The following is a 16,148-nucleotide window of genomic DNA, read 5'->3' as shown; positions in this document are numbered from 1 at the left end:
AATGTCGGTATTTAGAAATCAAGAAACGTACTGGGAAAACCTGTTTGACGAAGAGGACGGCCTAAGTGCATTCCCTTACTTTAAAGCAGCGGATAATGCGTCATTGGCCCGTACCGGCTATCAGGAAAAATATATCTGCCGTTCCTTATCTCCGGAAGTATCTCAAAGAGTCATGACAATGGCGAATCATTCCGATATGGCGGCCTATTTGATTTTATTAGCAGGTATTGAATGCTTGCTGTATAAATATACCGATCGAACGAGCCTGATTCTCGGCATTCCAACGGTATCGAAGCAAAAAAGAAGCCTGTCAGCCGTTAACACCGTTGTTCTTTTGAAAAATACGCTTTCAAACGAGAGTACATTTAAAACCGTGTTTGAACAGCTGAAAGAAGCCGTTAATGATTCTCTGAAGAATCAAAACCTGCCGTTTAGAAAAATGGTTCAGCATCTAAACGTGCATTACAACGATGAGCGTCTGCCGCTGATTCATACTGTCGTTTCGCTTAACGAAATTCATTCTTTGCAATTTAAAGAAGATATTGCAGCCGATACGCTTTTTCACTTTGATTTGGAGAACAACGGGATTCATTTAAAGCTTTTTTATAACGGCAATCTGTACGATGAGCGCTATATGGATCAAATGACAGCCCATTTGGATCAGCTGCTCTCCGTAATCTTGTTTCACCCTCAAGCGGAGATCCATACGGCAGAAATGATACCCGAAGCGGAAAAGCAGAAACTATTGTTTGATTTTAATGATACCGACAGAGATTACTCCGGGAGCAGAACCGTCTATCAATTATTTGAAGAGCAGGCAGAAAGAACGCCTGAGCATGCGGCCGTCAAGTTTAAAAACGCCCATTTGACGTACAGGGAATTGAATGAAAAGGCAAACCGTTTGGCAAGAACATTGCGTAATTGCGGGGTTCAAGCCGATACATTGGTCGCCATTTTGGCTGATCGTTCGTTAGAGATGATCGTGTCGATCATAGCCGTTTGGAAGGCGGGGGGCGCTTATGTGCCCCTGGACCCTGAATATCCAAACGAGCGGCTTCAATATTTGCTTCATGATGCGAATGCAGACGTTCTCCTTGTTCAGCAACATTTAAAAAACAGCCTCGCCTTTGACGGCCCGGTGATTGATTTGAATGATGAAACATCATACCATGCGAATGCCTCATTGTTATCACCGATAGCGGAACACAGCCATTTAGCCTATGTTATATACACCTCGGGCACAACAGGAAAGCCGAAAGGAGTCATGGTTGAACACGGCGGTATTGTGAATTCGCTCCAGTGGAAGAAGGCGTTTTTCAAGCATTCTCCGGCGGATCGCGTGCTTGTTTTGTACCCGTATGTTTTTGATGCGTTCATTTTAAATTTCTTCGGCCCGCTTATCTCGGGTGCGACTTTGCACCTTTTGCCGAATGAAGAAAATAAAGACCTTTTCGCCATTCAAAATGTCTTGAAACAAGAGCGGATTACACATTTTTCAACTTCTCCCCGTCTTTTGAAAACGATGATCGAAGAGATGAACGCGGACGACTTCATTGATGTTCAGCATGTTGTTGTAGGCGGAGAGCAGCTGGAAACAGACACAGTTGAGAAGCTGTATTCTCTGCAGCCTCACATTCGGATCAATAATGAATACGGACCGACAGAAAACAGCGTGGTATCGACCTTTCACCCTGTTCAGTCTGCTGATGAACAGATCACAATCGGCAAACCGGTGGCGAACCATCAAGCCTATATTTTAGGAGCGCACCAGCAAATCCAGCCGATCGGCGTACCGGGAGAGCTGTATGTCGGAGGCGCCGGGGTGGCCCGCGGCTACCTGAATCGGCCTGAGCTGACGGAGGAAAAATTTGTTCAGCATTTGCATCTCTCCGGTCAAAAGATGTATAAAACGGGGGATCTCGCCAGATGGCTGCCAGATGGAAGAATCGAATATGCAGGGCGGATCGATCATCAAGTGAAAATCCGCGGCTACCGAATCGAAATCGGCGAGGTAGAGGCGGCCATGTTCAATCTGGAAAATGTTCGTGAAGCTGCAGTCATTGCGCGGGAAGGCGCAGACGGAGCCAAGCAATTGTATGCCTATTATGTCGGCCAGCCTTCTGTGACTGCTGCGCAGTTCAGAGCCGAATTATCCCGTAAACTGCCGGATTATATGATTCCCTCCTACTTTATCCATTTGGAACGCATACCGCTCACTTCCAATGGAAAAATTGATTTGAAAGCTTTGCCTGCTGATGAAGAAAATACGCTGACGGATAACGAATACATAGCCCCGCGGAACACAACAGAAGAACTGCTGGCGTCTATCTGGCAAGAAGTATTAGGGGCAGAACGTATCGGAATTATGGATAATTTCTTTGATTATGGCGGAGATTCGATTAAATCAATTCAGGTGTCTTCCAGATTGTATCAAGCCGGATACAAGGTTGATATGAAACATCTGTTTAAATATCCCGCGATTGCAGAACTAAGTCAATTTGTCTTGCCGATCGGCAGGATGGCTGATCAAGAGGAAGTGACCGGCAGCACAAACCTGACCCCGATACAGCATTGGTTTTTTGAACAAAAAATGCCGCAAGCTCACCATTACAATCAGGCCGTCATGTTATATTCGGCGGAAGGCTTGAAAGAGGCTCCGCTTCGCCGGACGATGGAACGGCTCGCATCACATCACGATGCCCTTAGGATGGTTTTCGAAAAAACACCGAACGGGTACGCTCCGCGAATTACAGGAACGGATGAAAGTGAATTATATCATCTGGAAGTGATGAATTATAAAGGCGAAACCGATCCTGCTCAAGCAATTTCCGATAAAGCGAATGAGATTCAAAGCAGCATGGCATTAGACCGGGGGCCTTTGATGAAGCTTGGTTTGTTCCAATGCCCCGACGGAGATCATTTGCTGATTGCAATTCATCATTTGGTGATTGACGGAGTATCGTGGCGCATTTTACTCGAAGATTTTGCAAGCGGTTATGAGCAGGCAGAGCGCGGACAAACGATCCGCCTTCCGCAAAAAACAGATTCATTTCCATTCTGGGCTGATCAATTGTCCAAATATGCGAAAGAAACCGACATGGAAGAAGAGATTGCTTATTGGGCCGAGCTTTCAAGCACGGAGCCGCAGCCATTGCCTAAGGACAAAATAAGCGAAGGTTCATTATTAAGAGACAGCGAAGAAGTGACGATTCAATGGTCAATAGAGGAAACGGAGCAATTGTTAAAACAAGCGAACCGCGCCTACAACACGGATATCAATGATCTGCTGCTGACTTCGTTAGGTCTCGCGGTTCACAGGTGGACTGGCATGGAAGACATTGCCGTAAATGTGGAAGGGCACGGGAGGGAGCCGATTATTCCGGATGCGGATATCTCCCGCACGATAGGATGGTTTACAAGCCAGTACCCTGTCGTCCTGAGAATGGAAGCCGGAAAAGACTTGTCACAGCGGATTAAGACCGTGAAAGAAGGGCTGCGCCGTATCCCGGATAAAGGAATGAATTACAGCATCATCAAATATGTATCCGGGCATCCCGAAGCCGACAGCCTGCAGCTGAATCCGGAAATATCGTTTAATTACTTGGGGCAGTTTGATCAAAACCTGAATCATCAAGCTTTGCGCATGTCGCCTTTTTCCACAGGGTTATCGATGAACGAAAACCAAGAGAGAACAGCCGTTCTTGATTTAAACGGCATGATTTCTGAAGGGACATTATCGCTGACACTGAGTTACAGCAGCAAACAATACGAAAGATCTACTATGGCGCAATTTGCCCGGGAATTGAAAGAAAGTCTGCAAGAAGTCATTGCGCATTGCGTAAGCCGGCAGCAGACTTCTCTCACACCAAGTGACATCCTGTTAAAAGACATCTCAATCGACGAACTGGAACAGCTTTTGGAGCAGACGCGTGAATTAGGCGAAGCGGAAAATATTTATCCATTAACGCCGATGCAGAAGGGCATGCTGTTTCACAGCTTATTTGATCCGAATTCAGGTGCTTATTTTCAGCAAACGATGTTTGATCTGCACGGAGAGTTAGACATTGATGCATTTTCAAAAAGCTTGGATGGCTTATCGCAAAAATATGATATTTTCCGGACGAATTTTTACAGAGGCTGGAAGGATCAGCCGCTGCAAATCATATTGAAAACGAAAAAGATCGGTTTTGAATTCATTGACTTACGCGAGATGAAGGAATCAGAAAAAGACGCGATGATTCAAGAATATGCCAGAGAAGATAAGATGCGGGGGTTCGATTTAGAGAAAGGCGCGTTAATGCGGTTATTCATCCTTCGTACGGATGAAAAGACATACCGTTTTATCTGGAGTTTCCACCATATTTTGATGGACGGCTGGTGCCTGCCGCTGATTACAAAAGAAATATTCGAGCATTATTTTGCCTTGCTTCACAAAAATCAGCCTGAACAATCGCCAATTACTCCGTACAGTCAATATATTGAATGGCTCGGCCGGCAAGATGCAAAAGAGGCCATGGCTTATTGGGATCAATACTTGGAAGGATATGAAGAACAAACCGGCCTTCCTAAGGATCACCATGCACCAGAAGAACGATACATTCCGGAGAAAGTGACGTGTGACATAAGCACCGACCTCACTTTAAAAATGAAGCAGACGGCCGGCGGGCGCCATGTCACGCTGAACACGCTGCTGCAGACGGCATGGGCGGTTTTGCTGCAGAAATATAACCGAAGCAAGGACGTTGTTTTTGGGAGTGTCGTATCGGGAAGGCCGGCCGGAATTCCGAATGTGGAAACGATGATCGGCTTATTCATTAACACCATTCCCGTCCGGTTCAGGTGTGAAGCCGGGACAACGTTTGCCGAGCTTATGAAAGAAGCGCAGGAAAGGGCTGTAGCATCTCAACAATTCGAGACGCACCCGTTGTACGATATTCAAGCGCGTACAACGCAAAAGCAAGATTTAATTACACATTTAATGATCTTCGAAAATTATCCGGTTGATCAATATATGGAGAGCATAGGCCGGCAAAACGGATCATCCATCACCATTTCCAACGTACAAATGGAAGAGCAGACCAACTATGATTTTAATTTGACCGTTATACCGGGCGACGAGATGAACATCTCTTTTGAATACAATGCCAATGTATATGAGCGGGCAAGCATAGAGCGGGTTCGGGAACATTTCATGCAAATCCTGCAACAGGTCGTGACAGATCCGGATATCCGGGTGGATCAAGTAGATTTGTTAACGGAAAGTGAAAAAAGAACCCTTCTGCAGACGCTTAACGACACGGCTGCGCCATTTCCGCAGACGCCGGTACATCAATTATTTGAAGAGCAATCGCATCGTACGCCCGATCAAGCGGCCGTCATTGATAAGGACAGGCAGCTCACGTACGGAGAGCTCAATAAGCGGGCAAACCGCCTGGCGCGGACGTTAAGAGCGATGGGTGTACAGACGGATCATCCGGTAGCCATCATCAGCAGAAACAGCATCGAATCGGTGGTCGGAATCCTTGCCGTTTTAAAATCAGGCGGCGCCTATGTCCCTATAGATCCGGAATATCCGCAAGACCGCATCCGGTATATGCTGGATGACTCCCAAGCCGGAATCGTTTTGACGCAGCGAGATGTCAGGGAACAGCTTTCCTATGAAGGCGTCACGATTTTACTGGATGATGAAGAGTCGTATCACCAAGATGACTCTGACCTTCCACCGATAAGTGATGCAAGCCATTTGGCGTATGTCATTTATACGTCAGGTTCCACAGGGCGGCCAAAAGGCGTATTAATCGAGCACCGGGGCTTGACCAATTATATTTGGTGGGCGAAAGAAGTTTATGTAAAAGGCGAGAAAACCAACTTCCCGCTGTACTCCTCCATCTCTTTTGATCTGACGGTGACTTCTATTTTCACACCGCTTATCACAGGTAATACGATCATCGTCTATGACGGAGAGGATAAAACAGCTCTGCTTCAATCGATTGTGCAGGACCCGAGGGTGGATATTATTAAATTGACCCCGGCCCATTTGCAGGTTTTGAAGGAAATGAACATCGCCGATCAAACGGCTGTCCGAAGAATGATTGTGGGCGGAGAAAACTTAAGCACCCGGTTAGCCCAAAGTATTCATGAACAGTTCGAAGGCCGGATTGAAATATGCAATGAATACGGGCCGACGGAAACCGTTGTCGGCTGCATGATTTACCGTTATGATGCCGCAAAGGACAGACGGGAATCGGTACCGATCGGAACCGCTGCGGCAAACACGAGCATTTATGTGCTGGATGAGAATATGAAACCCGCGCCGATCGGTGTCCCAGGAGAAATCTATATCAGCGGCGCCGGTGTAGCAAGAGGATATTTGAACCGTCCGGAATTGACGGCAGAGAAATTCGTCGATGACCCGTTCGAACCGGGAGCCAAGATGTATAAGACCGGAGATTTGGCGAAGTGGCTGGCTGACGGAAACATTGAATATGCGGGCAGAATAGATGAACAAGTGAAAATCAGAGGCTACCGTATCGAATTAGGCGAAATCGAGGCGGCGCTGCTTCAAGAAGAAGCGGTCAAGGAAGCTGTCGTTACAGCAAGAGTTGATGCCAACGGGTTTAAACAATTGTGTGCATATTACGTGAGCGGCGGGCAAACAACGGCAGCCCGGCTCCGGAAACAACTGTCTCACAGCCTGGCGGGTTATATGGTTCCGGCTTATTTTATCGAGCTTGATGAAATGCCTTTAACGTCTAACGGAAAAATAAACAAAAAAGGGCTGCCGGCTCCGGATTTCGAGCTGCAGGACAGAGCAGAGTATAAAGCTCCCCGAACAAAAGCGGAAGAAATATTAGTTTCTGCCTGGGAATCGGTATTAGGCGCAGAGAATATCAGTATTCTTGATAATTTCTTTGAACTTGGCGGAGATTCCATTAAGTCAATCCAAGTGTCATCCAGATTAAAACAGAGCGGATACAAAATGGAAATCAAAGACTTGTTTCAATATGCTACGATTGCTGAATTGAGTCAGCATATCAAGCAGAATCTGCGTATAGCCGATCAAGGTGAGGTCAAAGGAAAAGTCAGCCTGACTCCTATTCAGCATTGGTTTTTTGAACAAACAACAATAGATCCGCATTATTATAATCAAGCCGTCATGCTGCATGCGCCGGAAGGTTTTCGGGAAACGCCGCTTCGTCAAACCCTGCAAAAGATAACAGAACATCACGATGCGCTCCGGATGACGTTCCAGACTACGGAAAAGGGTTACGAGGCACATCATGCAGAGATCGCCCAAAGCGGACTGTACAACCTTGAAGTCCTGAATCTGAAAGCAGAATCCGACCCAGGGCAGACCATTGAAGCCAAGGCTGATGAGATACAAAGCAGTATGCATTTAAGTGATGGCCCGTTAATGAAAGCCGGATTGTTTCAATGTGCAGATGGAGATCATTTGCTCATCGCCATCCATCATTTGATGGTAGACGGGGTGTCATGGCGCATTTTACTGGAGGATCTCGTGACCGGCTACAGGCAAGCCGAGAACGGGCAAGTGATTCAACTGCCGCAAAAAACAGACTCTTTCCAATTATGGGCTAAGAGACTTTCAGAATATGCGCAAAGTGAAACGATAAAACAAGAACAGGAATATTGGACAAAGATCGAACAAACCGAAGTAAAACCGCTGCCTACAGATTTTCAGGAAACCCATACAACTGCAAAAGACAGTGAAACAGCAACTGCGGAATGGACGAAAGAGGAAACGGAGCTCTTATTAAAACAAGCGAATCGCGCTTATAACACGGAAATAAATGATTTGCTTTTAACTTCTCTTGGTCTTTCTATATCCCATTGGTCGGGGCTTGACCGGATTCCGATTCATTTAGAGGGACACGGAAGAGAACAGATCATTCAGGATATGGATATATCGCGCACGGTCGGCTGGTTTACTAGTCTGTACCCGGTTGTGCTGCACGCGCAGCCAGGCAAAGAAATCTCTGATTATATCAAAACGACCAAAGAAGGACTGCGCCAAATTCCGCATAAAGGGATCGGATATGGAATAGCAAGGTACTTAAGCGGCGGAATGCCATCGAAGCTCAATCCTGAGATCAGCTTTAACTACCTGGGACAGTTTGACCAAGATTTACAGCAGCATGGGGTTCAATTATCTTCTTATTCTTGCGGTTCAGACTCGAGCGGAAATCAAGAAAGACCGTATGTATTGAATATAAACGGAATGATCACCGAGGGCCGGCTCAAGCTTACGATCAGCTACAGCAGCAAACAGTACGCAAAAGAAACAATCAAGCGGTTATCGGAAACGATTCAAAGCCGCCTGCGGACAATCATTACGCATTGCGTTCAGAAAGAACAATCGGAACTGACACCAAGCGATATTTTGTTAAAAGGCATGTCCATTGACGAATTGGATCAGCTCCTCATTCATCTGCCGCATACAGGTGAGATTGAAAACGTGTATCCGCTCACTCCGATGCAGAAAGGAATGCTCTTCCACAGCTTGCTGGACGAGGACTCACATTCTTATTTTGAACAAGCATCGTTCGATTTGCAGGGAGAGTTAAAGATTGATTGGTTTAAACAAAGCTTGGAGCGATTGTTTGAAAGATACGCCGTGCTCAGAACCCGTTTTTACAGCGGCTGGAACGATATTCCTTTGCAAATTGTCTATAAAACGCAAAAACCGCAAATTCATTTTGCAGATTTGCGTGACATAGAGGATCACCGGCGTGAGGATGTAATCGCAGCCTATCAAAGAGAAGACAAGGCAAAAGGATTTGACCTGGCTCGCGATCCTCTGATGCGGATAGCAATTTTCCGCATGGAAGACCGCAACTATCATTTGATTTGGAGCTTCCATCATATTGTCATGGATGGCTGGTGCCTGTCTCTTATCACGAAGGAAGTGTTTGATCATTATAGCGCCTTACAAGAAGGAAGGGGGACAGAACCGTCATCTGCAGCGCCTTACAGCGACTATATCGAGTGGCTTGACCGCCAAGATCAGGGAGCAGCAAAGCGGTTCTGGAGCGAGTATCTTGAAGGATATAAAGGTGAAACCGCGCTTCTTCATAAAACACCGCAGCATGAGCAAAAAGAATACGCTTATGCCAAGGTGATCTGCCAATTTGATCACGAACAGACAAAACAATTACAGCAGATCGCAAATCAGCATCAGGTTACGTTAAATACGTTGATCCAAACGTTGTGGGGAATTTTATTACAGAAATACAGCGGGTCCGCAGACGTTGTCTTTGGCAGTGTCGTGTCGGGAAGGCCGGCGGAAATTCCTGATGTGGAACAGATGATCGGCCTGTTCATCAATACCATTCCGGTTCGGGTCTGCTGCGATGAGACCAGCTCTTTTGCTGATACGATGCAAATGGTTCAACAAAAAGCGTTGACTTCCCAAGCATATGATACTTATCCTTTATACGAAATTCAGGCCCAAACGGAACAAAAGCAGAACCTGATTGACCATATCATGATCTTTGAAAACTATCCGATCGGACAGCAGGTCGAAGAGACGGGCCATCATGGTACGAAGCTGAACATTACGAATTTTTATATGCAGGAACACTCCCACTATGATTTGAATGTGGTTGTCATACCTGGCAAACAGCTGGCCGTTCATTTCGGTTTTAATGAAAACGAATATGAAAAATCAGAAGTGGAGCGGCTCTCCGGACATTTTGAACAGCTCATGCAGCAAGTATTACAGCAGCCGTCTGTCAAAATAGAAGAATTGGAGCTTCTCTCTCAGCAAGAAAAAGAACATCTGCTCAGCAGCTTTCAGTCTAATGACATGCATTACCCGCGTGAACAAACGATACATGAGCTGTTTGAGGAGCAAGCGCATCGTACTCCGGACAATACAGCGGTTGTATTCGAGGGTAAACAATTCACCTACGAAGAACTGAACCGGCGTGCCAATCAGCTTGCGCGAACCTTGCAGGCAAAAGGTGTGCGGACGGATCAGCTTGTCGGTATTATGACTGAACGCTCGCTTGAGATGATTGTAGGCATCTTGGGAGTTTTAAAAGCGGGCGGCGCATATTTGCCGATAGATCCTGATTCTCCGTCTGAACGCATCAGTTATATTTTAAATGATTCAAGCATCAGCGTTTTGCTTTACCGCGGGAAGCTTCCGGATGACATCGGCTTTCCAGGAACATGTATTGATCTCATGGAGGAACATTTCTATCACGAAAAAGACAGCAGTCTTGCACTCTCTTATCAGTCCAGTCAACTGGCCTATGCCATTTATACTTCCGGTACGACAGGCAAGCCTAAAGGCACGTTAATTGAACATCGCCAGGTCATTCACCTGATTGAAGGACTTCGACGCCAAATTTACTCTGCCTACGATGCGGAGCTGAATGTAGCCATGCTCGCTCCATATTATTTCGATGCTTCTGTTCAGCAAATGTATGCTTCCTTGCTGTCAGGACATACCTTGTTTATTGTTCCGAAAGAGATTGTGTCAGACGGTGCTGCCTTATGCCGTTACTATCGGCAGCATTCGATTGACATCACCGACGGAACACCTGCCCACTTAAAGCTTTTGATAGCTGCAGGTGATTTGCAGGGAGTCACGCTTCAGCATCTTTTAATCGGAGGAGAGGCTCTTTCCAAAACGACGGTAAATAAGCTCATGCAATTATTCGGCGATCATGGCGCTGAGCCTGGGATTACCAATGTATATGGGCCTACGGAGACTTGCGTAGACGCGTCTCTGTTCAACATTGAATGTTCTTCCGATGCGTGGGCACGCAGCCAAAACTATGTCCCTATAGGCAAGCCGTTAGGCAGAAACCGCATGTACATTCTTGATTCAAAAAAACGGCTGCAGCCGGCGGGCGTCCAAGGCGAGCTGTATATTGCAGGTGACGGTGTCGGGCGGGGTTACTTGAACCTGCCGGAACTGACGGACGAAAAATTTGTTGCCGATCCGTTTGTACCGGAGGACCGAATGTACAGAACCGGTGATCTGGCCCGCCTTCTGCCGGATGGAAATATTGAATATATCGGCCGGATTGATCATCAGGTGAAAATTCAAGGTTTTCGGATTGAACTCGGTGAAATCGAATCGGTGATGCTGAACGTTCCTGATATTCAAGAAGCCGCCGCAGCTGCCCTTAAAGATGCAGATGATGAATATTACTTGTGCGGATACTTTGCTGCGGATAAGACAATACAGATCAGTGAACTTCGCGAAAGAATGGCCCGGCATTTACCGGGATATATGATCCCGGCTCATTTTGTTCAGCTGGATAAGATGCCGCTGACGCCAAACGGGAAGTTGAATCGCCAGTTATTGCCGGCTCCGGTCAAAAAGCGTGACAGCGGCATAGAGTACGTCCCGCCCCAAACTTCGGCAGAAATCCAGCTGACAGCAATTTGGGAGGATGTCCTCGGATTAGAGCAGGTGGGGATCAGAGATCACTTTTTTGAGATCGGCGGACACTCCCTGCGGGCAACGGCGCTGATTGCAAAAATACAAAAGCAATTGCATGTCCAAATTCCTTTGCGGGACGTCTTCCGTTTTCCAACCATTGAACAGCTCGCACAGACGATCACGAAGACGGAGCTGACCGGGTATGCCGCGATTCCTGCAATTGAAGAAAGACCTTATTATCCGGTATCCTCAGCACAAAAACGGTTGTACATCCTGAATCACTTGGAAGGCGGAGAACTCAGTTACAACATGCTGGGACTGATGGCTGTCGAAGGCAAGCTTGACCGTGACAAGCTGCAGCAAGCCTTCCGCACGCTGATTTTGCGCCATGAATCTTTGCGCACCGGTTTTAAAATGGCTGACGGAGAACCCGTTCAGTATGTCTTAGATCACGCAAAGTTCGAAGTAGAGTGGTATCAGGCAGAAGAAAATGATGCGGACCTTTATATCCGCAAATTTATTCGTCCTTTTCATCTGGATGAGCCGCCGCTGCTTCGCGTGGGGCTGATTGAACTTCAACCTGACCGCGGAATTCTGATGTTTGATATGCACCATATTATTTCTGACGGAACATCCATGAGCGTATTGATTAAAGAATTTATCCGCATTTATGAAGGAGAAACATTACCGCCTTTGCGCATCCAGTACAAGGACTACGCAGTATGGCAGACCGGCGAAGCGCGGTTAAAACAGATCCAAAATCAAGAAGCCTATTGGTTAGAGCTGTACAGCGGCGACGTTCCTGTCCTTCATCTGCCGACCGATTATATCCGGCCGTCGGCACGGGATTTTGCGGGAGCCACAATGCATTTTACGCTTGATAAGCAAAAAAGCGCCGGATTAAAGCTGCTGGCATCCCAAACCGAATCGACTTTATATATGGTGCTCCTTGCGTCTTATACATTATTGCTTTCAAAATACAGCGGCCAGGAAGACATTATTGTCGGCAGTCCTATAGCGGGAAGACCGCACGCCGATTTGGAACCGATTATCGGAATGTTTGTGAATACATTGGCCATGAGAAATTACCCTGAAAAAGGGAAGACGTTCTCTCAGTATCTGTCCGAGGTGAAGGAGAATGCATTAAAAGCTTATGAACATCAAGATTATCCGTTCGAAGCGCTGATCGATCAACTGAATATCGCCAGAGACTTGAGCCGTAATCCATTGTTTGACACCATGTTTGTGCTTCAAAACACAGAGCAGGAACAGTTAGAGATAAATGACGTCACTTTCAAACCATATCCAAACGGACATACGATGGCTAAATTTGATTTAACCTTAACGGCTGTGGAAGAAGAGGCGGGTATTCAGTTCACGATGGAATACTTGACGGCTCTGTTTAAACCGGAAACGATCGAACGCATGATGGGGCATTTTGTGCAGCTGATTGATTCGATTATTAAACAGCCTGATGCCGAGCTGGCTCGTCTGAATATGATGACCAAGGAAGAGGAAAGAAACATTCAGCAACTCTTTAACGATACTGCAGTTGCGGAAAAACGAATTCCAACTACGGTTCATCAGCTTTTTGAGCAGCAGGCTGAGCTTAACCCGGATCATGAAGCCGTCCGGTTTGGAAATCAGACGCTGACTTATCGTCAGCTGAATGAACGCTCCAATCAGCTGGCTCGCGTCCTTCAAGATAAGGGTGCCTGCACTGATCAGGTGGTTGCCGTTCTCACGGATCGCTCAGCACATATGATCATCGGCATTTTAGCCATATTAAAGGCCGGCGCAGCATTTCTTCCTATCGATCCGGAGCTTCCCGAAAAACGGCGGGCTTTTATGCTGAAAGACAGCGGTGCCGACGTGCTTTTGACTTGTGCAGGTCACGCTATTCCGCCGCTCTTTGAAGGAGAAGCGCTTCTGCTTGATGATCCGATGATATATCAAGGCAGAGCAGACAATCTTAATCTTTCCTGCTCGGAAAATGATTTAATGTATGTTATTTACACGTCAGGCACAACGGGGCAGCCGAAAGGCGTTCAGCTGGAGCACAAGACGATGACGAATCTGCTCGCTTATGAGCAGGATCATACGCAGCTTCGCTTTGACAGAGTGCTGCAATTTGCCGCAATGAGCTTTGATGTCTGCTATCAAGAAATGTTCTCCGCGCTTTCAAGCGGAGGAACACTCTTTATCATCGGCAATGAGGCAAAACGTGACATACGTCAGCTCAATGATTTTGTCAGAACGCACGGGATACAAACAGCCTTTCTTCCGACAGCGTTCCTTAAGCTCCTTGCCTCAGAGAAACACTATTTCGAACCGTTTGCCGAGTGCGTGGATCACATCATCGCTGCGGGAGAACAGCTCATCGCAACAAGTATGCTGCGTGACATGCTGGCACGCCATCAAGTCACATTGCATAATCATTACGGTCCGTCGGAGACGCATGTCGTGACCATGTATACCGTTGATCCGAATACAGATCAGGAGCTTCAGCCGATCGGCAAACCGATTTCAAATACGGAGATTTTCATTTTGAATGAAGCCGGAACGCTTCAGCCTGTCGGAATCGTCGGTGAACTTTGTATTTCAGGAGTGAGCCTGGCCAGAGGCTATCATAACAGGGAGCCTTTGACACTCGAAACTTTTGTTCCGCACCCATATGACTCGAATCAGCTGATGTATAAAACAGGCGATCTGGCCCGTTACCTTCCTGACGGAAACATTGAATATGCGGGAAGGAGAGACCATCAGGTCAAAATCCGCGGTTATCGGATTGAACTCGGTGAGGTGGAGGCCGCTCTTCTCAAGCACGTACAGGAAGCAGTTGTCCTAGCAAAAGAAAATACCGATGGCCAAAGCGATTTATATGCCTATTTTACAGCGGAGCAATCACTCTCGATCAGTCAGCTGAAAGAAAAACTTGCTGGTCAAATACCGGGATACATGATCCCTTCATACTTCATCCAGCTGGAGAAACTGCCGCTAACCGGCAATGGAAAAGTAAATCGAAGAGCATTACCGATGCCTGAAGCAGGTCTGCAAACGGGAACCGATTACGTTGCTCCGCGGACGAATATGGAAGAGCAGCTGATATGCATCTGGCAAGACGTTTTGAAGGTAAAAGAAATAGGTGTAAAAGATAACTTTTTCGATTTGGGCGGCCACTCGTTGCGGGGGATGACGCTCATCGCCAAAATTCATAAGCAATTCAGCAAAAACATTTCATTGAGAGAAGTCTTTCAATGTCCGACAGTTGAAGAAATGGCAAAGGCTATTGCAGGAGCTGAAAACACCGGGCCGGATTACATTCCGAAAGCCAAAGCAAAAGATGTCTATCCTGTATCTTCCGTGCAGAAGATGGTTTACCTGTCAACACAAATAGAAGGCGGAGAACTGAGCTACAATATGCCGGGAATCCTTACATTAGAAGGAAAACTCGACATGAATCGCTTGCAAACCGCTTTCCAAAGACTGATCCAGCGTCATGAATCGCTGCGTACCGGTTTTGAAATGGTCCGCGGAGAACTGATGCAGGTGATCAAACCGCAAGTGGAGTTTTCGATGGAAAGATACAAGGCAACAGCTGACGAGGTTGAGGAATGTTTCCGCACCTTCGTGCGGCCGTTCGATCTCAGCCAGGCTCCATTACTCAGGGCCGGACTCATCGAGTTAGAACAAGACCTGCATATTTTCATGTTTGACATGCACCACATCATCACGGACGGCGCCTCCATGAATATTTTTGTCGAAGAACTGATTCAATTGTATGACGGCAAAGAGTTAGCTCCGCTCCGTATTCAGTACAAAGACTTTACGGAATGGAAACATCAAAAAGAACAAAGAGAACGAATCAAGAAGCAGGAAGAGTATTGGCTTGGTGTATTTCATGAAGAGCTCCCGTCATTCGAGCTGCCGAAAGATTTTGCGAGACCGCCGGTTAGAAGCTTTGATGGAAAAAGGCACAATTTTACGCTCGATAAGACTGTCACCCAAGGGATAAAGCAGCTGGAAGAATTGACCGGAACGACCGCTTACATGATTTTGTTCTCGGCCTATTCCATACTGCTGACAAAATACAGCGGTCAGGATGATATCGTCGTCGGCACCCCTATTGCGGGGAGACCGCATGCGGATTTGGAACCCATTATCGGAATGTTTGTCAATACATTAGCCATCCGCACCGCTCCGATGGCGGAAAAGACATTTTTGGATTATATAACGGAAACGAAAGAAACCATGCTGAAGGCTTTTGAACATCAAGAGTATCCTTTTGAAGAATTAGTTGAAAAACTGGGTGTAAAACGGGACTTAAGCCGAAATCCATTGTTTGATACGATGTTTGTCCTGCAAAATACGGAACAAACGGATATTGAAGTGGACTCTCTCACAGTCAGACCTTATGAACAAACGGAGACGGCAGCCAAGTTTGATTTACAGCTGAACTTCTTAATAGATCAAGATGAGATTCAAGGCAGTTTTGATTACTGTACGAAACTGTTTAAAAAGAAAACCATTGCTGTATTGGCCAAGGATTACGTCATGATTCTTTCGGCGATTATGAGAAACCCATCCATTCCTTTAAAAGACATTCAATTAAGCGAAAAAGTAAACAAAAGTAAACATCTCGCAAGCACAATCGAATTGGATTTCTAATCACGGGGGCAGCGGCTGTCCCGGCATGAATGCCGCGGCTGCCGCCAGCTGCCTGAAAACA

1 protein-coding gene is annotated in these 16,148 nt (G+C 46.6%); it reads left to right on the top strand.

Annotation, left to right across the window (positions count from 1 at the left end):
- The first annotated feature begins 1 nt into the window (after position 1).
- The gene (locus ICW23_RS04735) at positions 2-16,087 is read left to right on the top strand and encodes a non-ribosomal peptide synthase/polyketide synthase (RefSeq protein WP_188154101.1); all 16,086 of its coding nucleotides are present in this window, start codon (positions 2-4) and stop codon (positions 16,085-16,087) included.
- Positions 16,088-16,148: the final 61 nt, after the last annotated feature.

Origin of the sequence: Bacillus sp. 1021 (assembly GCF_014534735.1) — a bacterium.
Classification (GTDB): Bacteria; Bacillota; Bacilli; order Bacillales; family Bacillaceae; genus Bacillus; species Bacillus siamensis.
This window is presented reverse-complemented; position numbering and strand designations above follow the sequence as displayed.